The 16208-nt window shown below is 65.6% G+C and carries 12 protein-coding genes; 6 read left to right on the top strand and 6 right to left on the bottom strand.

Annotated features, from left to right (window positions below):
- The first annotated feature begins 60 nt into the window (after positions 1-60).
- Positions 61-1395, top strand: a complete 1335-nt coding sequence (locus AC5ZFO_RS27915; RefSeq protein ID WP_063983546.1) for a dicarboxylate/amino acid:cation symporter — start codon at positions 61-63, stop codon at positions 1393-1395.
- 26 nt (positions 1396-1421) lie between these two features.
- On the opposite strand, the gene AC5ZFO_RS27910 is transcribed toward AC5ZFO_RS27915, so the two are convergent.
- A complete protein-coding gene (locus AC5ZFO_RS27910) occupies positions 1422-2306 on the bottom strand; it encodes an SDR family oxidoreductase (protein WP_282519486.1) in 885 nt (294 codons plus the stop codon).
- Positions 2307-2396: 90 nt separating this feature from the next.
- On the opposite strand from AC5ZFO_RS27910, the gene AC5ZFO_RS27905 reads away from it, so the two are divergent.
- The gene (locus AC5ZFO_RS27905; protein ID WP_282519485.1) at positions 2397-3236 is read left to right on the top strand and encodes a helix-turn-helix transcriptional regulator; all 840 of its coding nucleotides are present in this window, start codon (positions 2397-2399) and stop codon (positions 3234-3236) included.
- Here the strand turns inward: AC5ZFO_RS27905 and AC5ZFO_RS27900 are convergent.
- From AC5ZFO_RS27900 to AC5ZFO_RS27885, 4 genes are read right to left on the bottom strand one after another with little or no spacing between them, the layout of a single operon-like run.
- Positions 3233-4465 (bottom strand): NAD(P)/FAD-dependent oxidoreductase, encoded by a 1233-nt coding sequence (locus tag AC5ZFO_RS27900; RefSeq protein ID WP_282519484.1) that lies wholly within the window; start codon positions 4463-4465, stop codon positions 3233-3235. The genes AC5ZFO_RS27905 and AC5ZFO_RS27900 overlap by 4 nt on opposite strands.
- A 16-nt stretch (positions 4466-4481) precedes the next feature.
- A complete protein-coding gene (locus AC5ZFO_RS27895; RefSeq protein ID WP_496122839.1) occupies positions 4482-4940 on the bottom strand; it encodes an MFS transporter in 459 nt (152 codons plus the stop codon).
- Entirely contained in the window at positions 4916-5704 is a 789-nt protein-coding gene (locus tag AC5ZFO_RS27890) for an MFS transporter (RefSeq protein ID WP_496122838.1), read from the bottom strand. The genes AC5ZFO_RS27895 and AC5ZFO_RS27890 overlap by 25 nt, the downstream gene beginning before the upstream one ends.
- Before the next feature lie 30 nt (positions 5705-5734).
- Positions 5735-7231, bottom strand: a complete 1497-nt coding sequence (locus AC5ZFO_RS27885; protein WP_496122837.1) for an amidase — start codon at positions 7229-7231, stop codon at positions 5735-5737.
- 208 nt (positions 7232-7439) lie between these two features.
- On the opposite strand from AC5ZFO_RS27885, the gene AC5ZFO_RS27880 reads away from it, so the two are divergent.
- Positions 7440-8123 (top strand): helix-turn-helix domain-containing protein, encoded by a 684-nt coding sequence (locus AC5ZFO_RS27880; RefSeq protein WP_282519481.1) that lies wholly within the window; start codon positions 7440-7442, stop codon positions 8121-8123.
- Positions 8124-8192: 69 nt separating this feature from the next.
- Here the strand turns inward: AC5ZFO_RS27880 and AC5ZFO_RS27875 are convergent, their stop codons facing one another.
- Entirely contained in the window at positions 8193-10571 is a 2379-nt protein-coding gene (locus AC5ZFO_RS27875) for an Rne/Rng family ribonuclease (RefSeq protein WP_496122836.1), read from the bottom strand.
- A 36-nt stretch (positions 10572-10607) separates the two neighbouring features.
- Between AC5ZFO_RS27875 and AC5ZFO_RS27870 the strand changes: the two genes are divergently transcribed.
- From AC5ZFO_RS27870 to AC5ZFO_RS27860, 3 genes are all read left to right on the top strand, one after another.
- Entirely contained in the window at positions 10608-11375 is a 768-nt protein-coding gene (locus tag AC5ZFO_RS27870; protein WP_282519479.1) for a hypothetical protein, read from the top strand.
- 615 nt (positions 11376-11990) lie between these two features.
- On the top strand, positions 11991-13286 hold the full coding sequence (locus AC5ZFO_RS27865) for an N-acetylmuramoyl-L-alanine amidase (RefSeq protein ID WP_282519478.1): 1296 nt from the start codon (positions 11991-11993) through the stop codon (positions 13284-13286).
- A gap of 272 nt (positions 13287-13558) precedes the next feature.
- Positions 13559-16048, top strand: coding sequence for a penicillin-binding protein 1A (locus AC5ZFO_RS27860; protein ID WP_282519477.1), 2490 nt, complete (start codon positions 13559-13561; stop codon positions 16046-16048).
- Positions 16049-16208 lie beyond the last annotated feature (160 nt).

Genomic DNA, 16208 nt, shown 5'->3' with positions numbered 1-16208 from the left:
GATTGACAGAGCCGGCCAAGTTGATCTTGGCTGGCTCTGAGTTTGAGGGGGAGTGAAACAATGACGACGACAACGATGGCGGGGGCGCCGGTCGCGCCGGCCGCCGCCAAGCCGTGGTACAAAGTTCTCTACGTCCAGGTGCTGATCGCCATCGTGCTCGGCGCCTTGGTCGGCTGGCTCTGGCCGTCGCTCGCCACCAACGAGTGGATCAAGGCGATGGGCGACGGCTTCATCAAGCTGATCAAGATGGTGATTGCGCCGATCATCTTCTGCACCGTGGTCTCCGGCATCGCGCATATCCAGGACGCCAAGAAGGTCGGCCGCATCGGCGTCAAGGCGCTGGTCTATTTCGAGGTCGTCTCGACCTTCGCGCTGGTGATCGGACTCATCATCGGCAACCTGGTGAAGCCGGGTGCGGGCTTCGGCAGCGCCGCCGCCAACGCGCAGGCCGTCGCCAACTACGCCAAGCAGGCCGAGGGTCAGAGGTCGGTCGACTTCATCCTGCACATCATCCCCGACACCGTGGTCGGCGCTTTCGCGCAAGGCGAGATCCTGCAGGTGCTGCTGTTCTCGGTGCTGTTCGGCTTCGCCATCATGGGCCTCGGCGAGCGCGGCCACACCATCCGCAGCTTCATCGATGACGCCGCGCATGCGGTGTTCGGAGTCATCTCCATCGTGATGCGCGCGGCGCCGATCGGCGCGTTCGGCGCGATGGCCTACACCATCGGCAAGTTCGGCACCGGGGCGATCCTCAACCTGGTCGGCCTGATCGCGACGTTCTACGTCACCGCGGCGCTGTTCGTGTTCGTCGTGCTCGGAACCATCGCGCGCCTCGCCGGCTTCTCCATCTTCAAGTTCCTCGCCTACATCAAGGACGAGCTGTTGATCGTGCTCGGCACCTCGTCCTCGGAAAGCGCGCTGCCTTCCTTGATGGAGAAACTCGAGCGCCTCGGCTGCTCGAAGTCGGTGGTCGGCCTCGTGGTGCCCACGGGCTATTCGTTCAATCTCGACGGCACCAACATCTACATGACCCTGGCGACGCTGTTCATCGCGCAGGCGCTCGGCTTCGATCTCACCTTCGGCCAGCAACTCACCATCCTGGTGGTGGCGATGCTGACCTCGAAGGGTGCCTCCGGCATCACCGGCGCGGGCTTCATCACGCTGGCAGCGACGCTCGCCGTGGTCGATCCGCGCCTCGTGCCGGGCATGGCGATCGTGCTCGGCATCGACAAGTTCATGAGCGAGTGCCGCGCGCTGACCAACCTCTGTGGCAACGGCGTGGCCTGCGTGATCGTCGCCTGGTGGGAGGGTGAGCTCGACCGCGACAAGCTCAACGCCAACCTCGCCAGACAGATCGATCCGACCGACATGGAGACGGCCGTCACGACGGACTGATCTGCCGGTGGCGGCGCCGCGCGCCGTCAGGTCTTGAAGTAATAGGGCTGGTCGAGATCCTCGATCAGCCCTTTTTCTTTGGGCGCCCAGCCGAGCAAAGCGCGCGTCTTGGCGCTCGAGGTCGGAACGTCGATGCCGGCGAACTGTGCGAACCAGCCGAAATGCGTCGCCGCTTCCCCAGGCGATTTGGACACGACGGGGACGCCGAGCCTTCGGCCGATCACCTCGGCAATCGCCTTGAACGGCAGGCCTTCCTCGGCGATCGCATGATAGCGCCGCGCGGTTGTGCCTTGCTCCAGCGCGAGACGATAGACGCGCGCGGCATCGAGGCGGTGCGCGGCCGGCCAACGGTTTTCGCCTTCGCCGATATAGGCGGCGGCGCCTTTCTCCCGCGCGATCGCGATCAGGCGCGGAACGAAGCCGTGGTCGCCCTCGCCATGGGTCGTGGGTGGCAACCGCACGATGCCGGTGCGGACGCCGCGCTCTGCGAGCTCTTCGGCAGTGGCTTCCGAGACGCGCGGAAAGTGGCGGGCCGCTGAATCGTCTTCGGTCGCGAGCCGTCCGGGCGCCAGCAGCGCCACACCGGAGGTGACGATGAGAGGGCGGTCCGAGCCTTTGAGCTCCTCACCGAGCGCCAGGATCGCGCGGCGGTCGAGCTCGCAATTGTCGGCGAATTTCGAGAAGTCGTGGTTGAAGCCGAGATGCAGGACACCGTCCGAAGCGGCGGCGCCGCTGCGTAAGGACGCATGATCCTCCAGCGCCCCACGATGGACCTCCGCGCCCATCACGGTGAGCGCTGCGGCGCCGGCATCGGAGCGGGCGAGGCCGAGCACGCGATGGCCGGCGGCCATCAGGTCTCGAACGACGGCAGAGCCGACGAAGCCGGTGGCACCGGTAACGAAAACACGCATGCGAAATCTCCTGGGTTGGTGGAGAGAACCATCTGCGCTAGAGTTATCCGGGTAAAGTAGTGACGTTATCAGGGTATAAAAGCTAACAGGATGAGCGAGAGCGCTGCTGCCGAGAACTTGCTTGGGGCCTATCTGAAGGACCGTCGCACCCGGCTCGATCCAGCCGCGTTCGGCTTCTCCGGCAGCCGCAGGCGCACGCCGGGTCTGCGCCGGGAGGAAGTGGCCCAGCGTGCCAACATCAGCTCGACCTGGTACACTTGGCTGGAGCAGGGCCGCGGCGGGGCGCCATCGGCCGACGTGCTCGACCGGATTGCGCGCGCGTTGATGCTGACCGATGTCGAGCGCGAGCACCTGTTCCTGATCGGCCTCGGCCGCCCACCCGAGGTGCGCTACCAGGCGAGCGAAGGCGTCTCGCCGCGGCTGCAACGCGTGCTCGATGCGCTCTCATTCAGCCCGGCGCTGGTACGCACCGCGACCTGGGACGTCGTCGCCTGGAATCGCGCCGCAAGCGTCGTGCTGACCGACTACGGCGCGATCCCGCCGGGACAGCGCAACATCCTGCGCTTCATCTTCTGCGATCCGCGCGTGCGCGCCGCGCAATATGACTGGGACAGTGTGGCGCGCTTCGTGGTGGCCGCATTCAGGGCAGACGCGGCGCGGGCGGGCGCCGTCTCGCATGTCGCCGATTTCGTCGACGAGCTCTGCCGGACCAGTCCGGAATTCGCGGCGCTCTGGCGCGACAATGACGTGCGCCATCATGGCGACGGCACCAAGCGGCTGCGGCATCCCGTTCACGGCACGATGTCGTTCGAATATTCGAGCTTCAATGTCGAGGGCCGCTCCGATCTCAGCATGATCGTCTACAATCCGGCGACGCCTGAAGATGCCGACCGCATCAGGAAGCTGCTGGCCGAGCGCGCCGACTGCTAGAACCGCTCGGGCCGGTACGGGGCCGGATCGATCGCCGGCGTCTCGCCGCTCATCATCTCGGCGAGCAGGCGGCCGGTCGCGGGCCCAAGGGTAAAGCCCTGGTGGCCGTGGCCGAAATTCATCCAGAGACCCGGGTGACGCGGAGCTCGCCCGAGCACCGGCAGCATGTCGGGCGTGCAAGGGCGGGTGCCGAACCACGGATCCGGCTCGACGCGCTTGCCGAGATCGATCAGCTCTCGCGCCGAAGCTTCGGCACTGGCGAGCTGCACGGGCGTGGCGAGCGCGTCCATGCCCGTCAATTCCGCGCCCGTGGTGATGCGGATGCCCTTCGCCATCGGACCCATGGCGTAGCCACCGGCCTTGTCGACCAGCGGCAGATCGAGTGATGCGCCGCCGCTGTAATGCATGTGATAACCGCGCTTGCGCACCAGCGGAATGCGATAGCCGAATTTGTGCAGGAGGTTGGGCGACCAGGGCCCGAGCGTCACGACGGCGGCCGCAGCGTCGATGGCTCCCTGGTCCGTGTCGACCGACCAGCCGGTCGCGGTCTGCCGCAGGGTCTGGGCATCGCCGAGCACGATGGTGCCGCCGAGGCGCTCGAATAGCTCGGCATAGGCCGTGACCAGTGCACCGGGATCGGACACGGTCCAGGTGTCGAGCCAATGGATCGCACCGGGCAGGTCGTCGCGCAGGATCGGTTCGGCCTTGGCGAGCTCGGCTCCCGAGAGCGCGCGAAACCTGACGCCGAATTCGCGCTGGTCGTCTTCCGCCGACTTGACGGCGAGATCGAACGAAGCCGCGTCGCGATGCAGATGCCGATAGCCCGCGCGGCGGATCAGATTGTCGGCATGGGCTTCGCGAATGAGGATGTCGTGCTCCGCCGTCGCGTAGGCGATCAGCCGCGCCCAGGCGTCGATCGCCTCGCGATGCCGCTTCGGCGCCGAATGCCACCAGTAGCGGAGCAGGGGCTCGATATGGAGATGAAGCGACGACAGGCTGTAGCGCACGTCGTTGGTGCGGCCGGTCGCGATCTTCAGGAGCGAAGCGAGGTCGCGCGGCATCGGATAGGGACGCACGGCTTCGGCCTGGATCATTCCGGCATTGCCGTAGCTGGTCTCGCGGCCCGGCTCCCTGCGGTCGACGAGCGTGACCGACCAGCCGCGCCGCCGGAGGTGTAGCGCCGCGCTCACGCCGATCATGCCGCCGCCGAGAACAATCGCGCTTTGCATTGGCAGAACTCTCCTGTCAGACCGGTTGCGGGGCGAGCCTCGGCTGGGCTGTGTTGATGGTGGCGGCGACCACGACGGACAACGCCGTCATCGCCACGAGGAAGCCGAAGGCGGCATCGAACGAACCGGTTCCGGTCACGATGAAGCCGATGGCGACGGGGGCGATGAATCCCGCGCTCTGGCCGCCGAGATTGACCATGCCGATCCCGGATCCGATCTGGTCGTCGCGGAGCAGTTTGGTCGGAAGTGCAACCACTGAAGCCAGCACGAAGGATTTGAAGAAATAGACCAGCGACTGGAAGACGATCAGCATCGTGATCGTCTCCGCCTTGTACATGGCGTAGAGGAAGATGCCGGTCAACGCGGAGCTGCCGATCAGCAGGTATTTTTCACGCTCGGCGAAGAACGTCGTCATCACCCAGCCGCCGCTCGCGGTCGCGATCGTCGCCATCACGAACGGGATCGGCGCCACCACGCCGACGGTCTTGAGGTCGAGCCCGCGCTGCTGGAGCAGATAGACGGCATCCAGGAATCCAGGCCCTTGTTGACGCAGCTGAGCCCGAACCACACCACCATCAGCTGCCACAGCAGCGGATTCTTCATCAGCTCGCGCATCGGCGCACGGCTTTCGGCCTTGTCGGCTGTACCTGTACCGGCCTCGCCCGGGCGTCCCAGATACGGGACGCAGACGAAATAGACGACCGCGAAGACGATGCCGGCAATGCCGATCGCGTTGAAGGCGTGACGCCAGCCGAGCCAGAGGATCAGCGGCGCCATGATCAGCGGCGCGACCATGCTGCCGGCATAGTTGGACGACAGCAGCAGCGCCGACATCTTTGGCCGGCTGTCCTTCCGAAACACTTCCGCGACGGCGCGAATGCTCGCCGGCGGAAAGCCGCCCTCGGCGATGCCGAAGATAAAGCGGATCGCGATCAGCGAGGTGAGCGACCAGGCAAGACTCGTGAACGCCGTGAACAGCGACCACATCACGATGGTGACGATCACGACATATTTCGACCCGAAGCGGTCGGAAAGCCATCCGCCGGGCACCTGCATCGCGGCGTAGCCGAGGAAGAACGCGCTGATGACGATGCCGAGATCGGCGGCCTGGAGGTTGAAATCCTTGCCGATCTGCGCCAGTGCCAGCGAGATCGCGGCGCGGTCGATATAGGAGATGCAGTAGGCGATGTAGAGCAGGACGAATGCGGTGACGCTGGTCTTCCTCGGCAATTCCGTCATGCTCATCTCCGTCGCGCCGGCGATCCCGGTCTATTCCCAGGTGAGGAAGCCGGGCGCGGCCGACAGCGGGGGCGCTGCGGCGAGCCGTGCGAGGTCAGGCACCGGCCGGCACAATTGCGCATCGTTCGCGAACGCAGCTTCAATGCTCGCGGCGACCGAGAGCACGATGGCATCGCCGCCGCGCGGGCCCACGATCTGGAGGCCGAACGGCAGGCCGGCTTCATCGAGCCCAAGCGGAATGCTGATCGCCGGGTGGCCTGCGAGCGTCACGGCGTAAGCGAGCGCGAGCCAGTGGAAATAGGATTTCGTCGGCACGCCGTCGATCTCGGCGGGATGGGGCTCCGACCATGGTCGCGGACTGAGCGTGATGGTGGGGCTGACCAGCACGTCGCAATTTGCGAAAAAGGTCTGGTAGGCGCGATAGATCCGAGTCTGCGTCGTGGAAGCGCGCGCCTGGTCTTCGAGCGTGTAGCCAAGGCCTTCCTCGACATTGGCGCGCACGTTGGGACCGAGCATCCCGGGACGCTCCTTGTAGTTCTTGCCATGCGTCGCCAGGAACATGCCCGCACGCAGCACGGCAAAAGTATCGTCGGCGCCGGTGCAGTCGGGCGTCGCCTCGCGACTTTCGGCGAACAGCGGTGCAAGCTTGCTCACGCGATGGCGGAACACGCGGCGGATCGCCTGCTCGGTCGGTGCGAAGCCGAAATCTTCGGTGAAAGCGAGACGCAGCTTGGCGAGCTCTGCGGGGCGCGGGTTAGCCCAGCGCTCGGCGCGTGCACGTAGCGGCTCGCCGGGCAGGGTGTAGGCGAGCGGATCGCGGGCATCGTCGCTCGCCATCACCGACAGCATCAGTGCGGCGTCGGCGACGTTGCGGGCCATCGGTCCGTCGGTCGACAGGTTCGACCAGCCGAAGATGCGCTTTTCACTGGGCACGAGACCGTAGGACGGACGCATGCCGACGATGCCGGAGAAGCCGGCCGGATTGCGCAAGGAGCCGCCGGTATCCGAGCCCGAGGCGAGCGGGGCCATGCCGCAGGCGAGTGCGACCGCAGAGCCGCCGGAGGAGCCGGCCGCCGAGCGCGAGGGATCGAAGGGATTGCCGGTCGCGCCGAACACGGGGTTGCGGGTGTTGCCGCCGGCCGCCCATTCCGGCGTGTTGGTCTTGCCGAAGATGATGGCGCCGGCGGCGCGTAAGCGTGCGACCGAGCCCTGGTCGGCGGCGGGCACGTTGTCGCCCAGCAGCGGGCTGCCATAGGTAGAGCGCATCCCGGCGGTGTCCTGGGTGTCCTTGATCAGGACGGGGAGCCCCTGCAGCGCGCCCCGATCGTCTCCGCGCAGGATGGCCGCCTCGGCCGCTTTCGCGGCGGCGCGCGCGCCAGGCTCGTCCAGCGTCACGACGGCGTTGACGGCGGGATTGACGGTGGCGATGCGCGACAGGCAGGCGTCGAGCAGCTCGACAGGCGAGATAGACCGCGCGGCCAGCAGGCGGCGCAGCTCAACGGCGCTGGAATCGCACAGGTCGGACAATGCCAATCCCTTTCAGATTATGAAAACGATTTAGCATATCGGAAAGTAAGCGAGGCGCATCAATATTCGTCTGAGCGGCGTAATTCATGTACAAATGCCGACAAAACTGCCCAATTCGTCGTCAGCCAGGGCGGGTTCGGCCCGACCTTGACGAAAAGATTAGATGGATCGACCAACATTTTTCGGGCCGCCGTGGTAGCCTTGCTGCATGAGCGAGATCACGACGACGCTGGACGGCGCCAATTCCCAGCTCGGCCACTGCCTCAAGGCCGCCCGCCAGGCGCGAGGCCTGACGCTCAAGCAGGTGGCGGAGCGGACCGGCATGGCGCTGTCGACCCTGTCCAAGGTCGAGAACGGCCTGATGTCGCTGACCTACGACAAGCTGCTCCAGCTCACCTCGGGCCTGAAGATGGAGATCGCCGAGCTGTTCAATCCGGCGCCCCCGCGTCCTGCGCAGGGCCGGCCGGTCACGGCGCGCCGGAGCATCAGCCGGGCCGGGCAGGGCCAGGTGATCACGACCGGGTTCTACACCTACACGTATCAATGCACCGACCTGATCGGCAAGCGCATGGTGCCGATCGTGGCCGAGGTCCGGGCGCGCTCGATCGAGGAGTTCGGCCCGCTGCTGCGCCATGCCGGCGAGGAATATTTTCTGGTGACGAGCGGACGCGTGGCCGTGCACACCGAGTTCTACGCGCCGGAAATCCTTGGTGTGGGCGACGGCATCTATCTCGACAGCACCATGGGCCACGCCTACCTCAACGCCGGCGAGGCTCCGTCCGCAACGGGCGTCTGTCTCTGCACCAGCGAAGCGCCCGATCTCTACGACCAGCTTCGCCAGATCGCGGCGCGCGACGCGGTGCCGCTGGGTAACGACCTGCCGCCGGCCTAGTGCGAGCGAAGTGCGTGTCGAAACAAAAAACGCCCGGCTGTGCCGGGCGTTTTGCATTGGATGTTCGGCTTATTCGGCGCCGCCGAACCGGCGAGACCACCAGCCGGCGCGACGCGGCGAGGCCGGAGTTTCGGTTGCCGCTTCCGGCGCGGGCTCAGGCGCCGTTGCGGGCGGGACGGCCGGCTCAGCCGCCTGCGCAACCGGTGTTGCCGGCTCGCTCGCGCTGCTCGACAGGAAGCTCACCTTTTCCCGGACAGTGGAACGGCGACGCGCAGCCTTGTCGTCGGCCGGCTCTTCGTCCGCGGCGGCAGGAGCGGGAGCGGGCTCAGGCTGGGCCGGCGCCTCAATCTGCACCTCGGCGTGCGGCTCGGGCTGGCTGACCTCAGGCTCGGCGGCGGTGTGTTCGGCCTGCGCGATCGAGGGCGCAGCCTCGCCGCCAAAGCTGTCGAAATCGGCCACGGCGTCGGTCGCTTCCGACGGCGCATTGGCTGCGAGCTCGTCGCCGATGGAGCCAGCGAGACCTTCCTCGTTACCACCGCGACGGCGGCGTCCACCGCGACGACCACGCCGGCGGCGGCGATCGCCGTTGCCCTGCTGCTCGCTGCGGGCTGCCTGGTCCTCACCTTCCTCGCCGTCCTGCTCGGACTCGGAATCCTCTTCACCTTCGCTGGCCGCCACGGCCACTTCAGGAGACGTCGGAGCGCCATCCTCGCGCACCTCGCCGTCGCGCGGGCCACCGCGGCCGCGCCGACGCCGGCGGCGCTTGCGGCGCTGGCCGTCCTGGTCGGAAGCCGCTTCGCCGCCAGCCTGCTCCTCGGCGAGGCCTTCGGTTTCTTCGGTCTCGACCTCGGATTCCAGCTCCGGATCGAATTCTTCGTCCTCATAGACTTCTTCGGCTACGGGCGGCGGGCTTGCGGCGGCCTGCGCCGCCAGCAGCGCCTTGGCGGCTTCGAGCGTATGCACCTGCTCGCCGCGGTCGATGAGATAGGCCTGCGGTCCGCTGACGCTCGGGTCGGCGATGACGGCCAGCGTGACCTTGAAGCCGTTCTCGAGGTCGCGCAGATGGCCGCGCTTGTGGTTCAGCACATAGAGCGCGACGTCGGTGCGGGTGCGGACCACGAGATTGTGGGTCGCGCCCTTCATCAGGATCTCTTCAAGGCCGCGCAGCAGCTGGAGCGCAACCGAGGAGACCGAGCGGACATGGCCGGTGCCGCCGCAATGCGGGCAGGGATCGGTCGAGGATTCCAGCACGCTGGCGCGGATGCGCTGGCGCGACATCTCGAGCAGGCCGAAATGCGAGATGCGGCCGACCTGGATGCGGGCGCGATCCTGCCGCAGGCAATCGGACAGCTTGCGCTCGACCGCGCGGTTGTTGCGCTTCTCGTCCATGTCGATGAAGTCGATGACGATCAGGCCGGCGAGGTCGCGCAGACGGAGCTGGCGGGCGACCTCTTCGGCCGCCTCCAGATTGGTCTTGAGCGCGGTGTCCTCGATATGGTGCTCGCGGGTCGATCGTCCGGAGTTGACATCGATCGAGACCAGCGCCTCGGTCTGGTTGATCACGATGTAGCCGCCGGAACGCAACTGCACGGTCGGCGAGAACATCGCATCCAGCTGGCTCTCGACGCCCATGCGCGAGAACAGCGGCTGGCCGTCCCGATACTGCTTCACCGCGCTGACATTGGCGGGCATCAGCATCTTCATGAAGTCGCGCGCTTCGCGGTAGCCGGACTCACCGGCAACCGAGATCTCGTCGATCTCCTTGTTGTAGAGGTCGCGCAGCGAGCGCTTGATCAGCGAGCCTTCCTCATAGACCAGGGTCGGGGCCTGCGACTTCAGCGTCAGGTCGCGCACCGTCTCCCACATCCGGATCAAATATTCGAAGTCGCGCTTGATCTCGGGCTTGGTACGGGCGGCGCCGGCGGTGCGCAGGATGATGCCCATGCCCTCGGGCACGTCGAGATCCTGCACGACTTCCTTCAGGCGGGAACGATCCTGGGCGCTGGTGATCTTGCGACTGATGCCGCCGCCGCGCGCGGTGTTCGGCATCAACACGGCATAGCGGCCGGCGAGCGAGAGATAGGTGGTCAGCGCCGCGCCCTTGTTGCCGCGCTCTTCCTTGACGACCTGCACCAGCATGACCTGGCGGCGCTTGATGACTTCCTGGATCTTGTACTGGCGGCGCGGGCGGAAGGTGCGCTCCGGCACTTCCTCCATCACGTCGTCGCCGCCGACGGATTCGACGTGTTCCTCTTCGGCTTCCTCGCCGTCCTCGTCCTCGTCGTCTTCCTCATCGGCCTCCTGATGACGCGCATCAGTGCTTTCGCCGGCAGCGTAGACGGCGTCGGCCGGTTCGGTGGAGGCGGTCACGGCTTCGGCGAGAGCCTCGGCATGGGCTTCGGAGGCGACAGCCTCCTGCGGTTCGGCAGCGGTCTCGGTCGCGACCACGGGCTCGGCGCCGACGGCCGCGGGCGTCTCGTCGGCATGATCATGGCCGTGATGATCATGCTGGCCGTCATGACCATGGTCATGATCGTGATGATGGTCGTCGTGCGCATGATCGTGATGATCATGGCCTTCGTGGTCATGATCGTGGTGATCATGATCGCCATGTTCGTGGTCTTGATGCTCGTGGCCATCGTGCTCGCCGTGATGCTCCGCATCGACGTGCAGATGCTCGCCCTCGTGCGGCGCGCCCTCGGTGTGCGGAGCCTCGCCCTCGACCGGCTGGGCGGCGGGATCGCTACCTGCGTCGAGGCCTTCGACGATGTCACTACGCACGCGCTCGCCCTGACTGCGGCGGCGGGAGTTGCGGTGGCGCGAGCGGCGGCGGCCGTGGGAGCGGTTCTCGCTCTCTTCCTCGGCCTCGCGATGGGCCTGTTCCTCGGCTTCGATCAGTGCCTGCCGGTCGGCGACCGGGATCTGGTAGTAATCGGGATGGATTTCGCTGAAGGCGAGGAAGCCGTGGCGGTTGCCGCCATATTCGACAAAGGCGGCCTGGAGCGAAGGCTCCACCCGGGTGACCTTGGCGAGGTAGATATTCCCGCGCAGTTGTTTGCGTTGCGCGGTCTCGAAATCAAACTCTTCGACGCGATTGCCGCGGACCACGACGACCCGGGTCTCCTCCGGGTGGGTGGCATCGATCAACATCTTGTTGGGCATGTCTTAACTCTTGGCGGCGGCGGGCGCGATTCACCGTGGGCGCGATCTGCGCTGCCGGGTGACGCGACGGTCGACCTGATTCGGGGGTGAGGGGAAGGCCGAAACGCCGTCTCTCGCGCCTTGCCGAATCGGAAGCTGGAGGACCGAAGCGGCGCGCGGGATTGTCACTCCGCAGCGTCGCGAACGGTCCTTCAGAATTCGTCGGCACAGTCTGGCGCATCAAGCGTCGGCCCGTATGAAACATTGGGCGGCGGGGCCGCCCCTCAATCAGTTGCTGCTGGCCAGGCATGGCGCGAGCGCGCTCGCCTTGGGGATTACGAACCGCTCCCTTGGGATTAAGGGACCGGGTAACGAGTCACGTCGCTGTCAAAACCGTCCCGGAAACGCGGTGGTAACCAGGGACCGTCCGCCACCGGGGCTTGACCCGCTCCACCTCGCTGCCGCGCACCGCGCTGGTCTTTGAGGGGAACGGAAAAACGCTGGAATTCCCAAACCTTGAGAGTTCCGGCGCTGCACCGGGAGGCTGAACGCGACACAACCGGAAATATCGGCCGTCAGCACTCCGTACATACGTGGAATGGACCAACCGTGCAAGGGAGCGTCGCACGGCGGTCACAGTCGGCGAGTTTCGTAAATTTGTCATTAAGCGGCGATTAACCCTGTGGTTCTATTGCGTTAAAAGAGCTGCTCGGAGGCGCGAAATCGGTGGCGAGCCGCACAAATCAAAGGGTTTTGCTGGGATGCGCGGTTCTGTGCGCCGCAGCATTGACATGTGCTGATTCCTGGCGCCTGAGCGCGGCGGAAAGCCAGCCGCAACCCTCTGTTGCGGTAGCGAATTTTCCAACCGCCTCCGCCGCCCGGCTGGCCGGCGATGGCAAGCAGACCCGTTTCATCCTCGACATCGATCAGGCCGTCACCTTCCGCGCCGTCACGCTCGCCGACCCGTACCGGGTGGTGGTCGATGTGCCCCAAGTCAATTTTCAACTGCCTGCGGGCACCGGGGTCGGGGGGCGGGGACTGGTCAAGGCCTTCCGATACGGGCTGGTCATGCCCGGCGGCTCGCGAATCGTGTTCGACCTGACAGGCCCGGCCAAGATCGCCAATTCCTACGTGCTGGAGGCCGCCAATGGCCAGCCGGCCCGGCTCGTGCTCGAGCTGGAGGAGGTCGACCGTGCCGCCTTCGTGCAGTCGCTCGCCCCCGAGAAGCGCCCCGACCTGCGGCCCGCCATCGCCGACGCGCCGCCGGCAACGGTTCCGGCCGCCGCAGCTCCGGAAGCCGGGCAGCAGAAGGTCGATGGGCGCCCGATCGTCGTGATCGATCCCGGCCATGGCGGCATCGACAACGGCACGCAGTCGAGCGGCGAGAGCGAGAAGACCCTGGTGCTGGCCTTTGGCCTGGCGCTGCGCGACCGGCTGGACAAGACCGGCAAATTCCGCGTGGTGATGACACGGGACGACGACACCTTCATTCCGCTCAACGACCGGGTCAAAGTCGCCCGCGCCCTCAAGGCCGCCTTGTTCGTCTCGATCCACGCCGACGCGCTGCCGAAGGCCGAGGGCGATGCGCAGGGCGCGACCATCTACACGCTGTCCGACAAGGCCTCCGACGCCGAGGCGCAGCGACTGGCGGATGCGGAAAACCGGGCGGACGCGATCGCCGGTTTCAACCTCGCGGAGGAACCGACCGATGTCGCCGACATCCTGATCGACCTCACCCAGCGGGAAACTCGTACCTTTTCAAGCCGTTTTGCCCGCCTGTTGATGGGCGAAATGAAGTCGACCGTGCGGATGCACAAGCATCCCCTGAAGTCGGCCGGCTTCCGGGTCCTGAAGGCGCCCGACGTGCCGTCGGTGCTGGTCGAGATCGGCTATGTCTCCAACAAGGGCGACCTCGAGCATCTGGTCTCCGAGGGCTGGCGGTCCAAGGCCGTGGGCTCGATGGCGCAGGCGATAGACGGGTTCCTGACCAAGCGGATGGCCACGGCCGGATCGTCAAATTGACGACCGGGGGATCGTCGAATTGACGACGTCGGGATCGCCAAAAAGGCGACCCGGGGATCGTCGAATTGAGGGGGATTTTCCGTCCCGTTGCAAAAGCCCTAGTTTGGCCACAGCGGGCGCTTTATAAAAATGCCGCAGGGGGTTCCAAAATCGACGAGAATCCCGCTCGGCAAGCGTCTTCAAGTCCGGCACTGATGTCATTGCGTAGGCCGATGAATTCGCGACGTGAGGTTGGCGCCCGGCGCTTCGTTCTGGAATAGATAAAATAGACAATGCGCTTGCTGGTGCGGTTCTTGGGTTTCCTGTTCACCGCAGGAACTGTCGTGTTCCTGGTGGGCGTCGGCGTCGTGGCGGGCCTGATCTGGCATTTCTCCAGGGACTTGCCGGACTATTCTCAGCTTCAGGATTACGAGCCGCCGGTGGTGACCCGCGTGCATGCGGTCGATGGCTCGCTGCTTGGCGAATACGCCAAGGAGCGGCGGCTTTATCTGCCGATCCAGGCGATGCCCAAGCTCGTGATCAATGCCTTCCTCGCCGCGGAGGACAAGAACTTCTACGAGCACGGCGGCATCGACTATAGCGGCATGGCCCGCGCCGGTCTCCTGCTCATCCAGAACTTCGGGTCCAATCGCCGTCCCCAGGGTGCCTCCACGATCACACAGCAGGTCGCGAAGAATTTCCTTCTGACCAACGAGGTTTCGTTCGCCCGCAAGATCAAGGAGGCCTTGCTGGCCATGCGGATCGAGCGCGCTTATTCCAAGGACAAGATCCTTGAGCTCTATTTGAACGAAATCTATCTCGGCCTCGGCGCCTACGGCATCGCGGCGGCTTCGCTGGTTTACTTCGACAAGTCAGTGAATGAACTCACCGTCGCGGAAGCCTCCTATCTCGCCGCGCTGCCGAAGGCGCCCGCGCTGCTGCATCCGGTCAAGAACCGTGATCGCGCCATCGAGCGGCGCAACTATGTGATCGACCGTCTTCTGGAAAACGGCTGGATCAAGCAGGCGGAAGCGGATTCGGCGCGCAAGGAGCCGCTCGTCGTCGCCAACCGCGCCAATAGTGCCCACACCTTCGCCGGAGAATATTTCGCCGAGGAAGTCCGCCGCGATATCCTGGAGCGCTATGGCGAGAAGAAGCTCTACGAGGGCGGCCTGTCGGTCCGCACCACGCTCGATCCCAAGATCCAGGTGATGGCGCGCAAGGCCATGGTCGCCGGTCTCGTGAACTATGACGAGCAGCAGGGCTATCGTGGCGCCATCAGCAAGCTCGACGTATCCGGCGACTGGGGCGTCAAGCTCGCCGATATCAAGTCGCTTTCCGATATTTCACCTTGGCGCATGGCGGTGGTGCTGGAGACCAGCGACCAGTCGGCGCGGATCGGCTTCCAGCCCGGACGTGAACTCGGCGGCGCGGTCAGTAGGCAGCGCACGACCGGCCTCGTCACGCTCGACGGGGTGAAATGGGCGAGGGCTGCCGCGGGACCTGCGAAGGGCAAAGCGCCGACCGCGGTGTCGCAAGTGCTCCAGCCCGGCGACGTGATCTACGCCGACCCTCTCTACAAGGACGGCAACCCTGTGGAGGGCCAATACCGTTTGCGCCAGATCCCGGAAATCTCCGGCGCTATGGTCGCAATGGATCCCTCGACCGGCCGGGTGCTCGCCATGGTCGGCGGCTTCTCGTTCGACCAGAGCCAGTTCAACCGTGCCACGCAAGCCTACCGGCAGCCCGGATCGACCATCAAGCCGATCGTTTATTCGGCCGCGCTCGACAACGGCTATACACCGTCGAGCGTGCTGGTGGATGGACCAATCGAGATCGACCAGGGCCAAGGCGCCGGCGTGTGGCGGCCGGACAATTTCTCGGTGGGCAAGTATCAGGGGCCGACCACGCTGCGCAACGCGCTGCGGCTGTCGCTCAACACCGTGACGGTGCGTCTCGCGCAAGATATCGGCATGCCGCTGATCGGAGAATATGCCAAGCGGTATGGCGTCTATGACGAGCTGCCGAACTATCTCTCTTATGCGCTCGGCACCGGCGAAACCACGGTGATTCGAATGGCCACGGCCTATTCGATGATCGCCAATGGCGGCCGCAAGGTGAAACCTACTCTGATCGACCGTATCCAGGACCGGTACGGTCACACCATCTTCAGGCACGACCAGCGCGAGTGCCGTGGCTGCGATGCGCCGGGCGGCTGGAAGAACCAGACCGAACCGCAGCTGATCGACCGCCGCGAGCAGGTTTTGGACGTCCTGACAGCCTACCAGACCACTTCGATGATGGAAGGCGTGGTGCAGGGCGGTACCGCCATGGCCTTGCGTGAGGTGGGCAAGCCGATCGCCGGCAAAACGGGCACCACGACGGACGCGAAAGATCTCTGGTTCGTCGGCTTTTCGCCTGATCTCGTGGTCGGTCTCTATGTCGGTTACGACAAGCCTCGCAGTTTGGGCCGCAGCGCCCAGGCAGGGCACACGGCGGCTCCGATTGCCAGGGATTTCATGAAGCTGGCGCTCGCGGACAAGCCGGCGACGCCATTTCGGATACCCGCTGGCATCAAACTGGTCCGGGTCGATGCCAAGACCGGCATGCGGGCCGGACCGGGCGATTCCGGCCGAACCATCCTGGAAGCCTTCAAACCGGGCACTGCGCCTTCGGACAACTACTCGGTGATCGGTTTGACCGATGATGACGGACGCACTCAGCAGTTGCCGCCGCCCGAGACCGGTTTCATCATGCGCCCGGGTACCGGCGGGCTGTGGTAGCCCCGATCGGTTGCCGAGCTCAGGGGGGACTAGCTCGATCCGCCCAAAGCCCTAGTTTGGCCACAGCGGACGCTCTATAAAAAGGAAGAATCGAGCGAAAATCCTTTTGGCAGGCAAGTCGAGGCCCCGGCGTCCATGTCAGCCGGCAGGTCCGTGAATT

This window comes from Bradyrhizobium sp. Unk1 (genome assembly GCF_059512345.1).
This window is presented reverse-complemented; position numbering and strand designations above follow the sequence as displayed.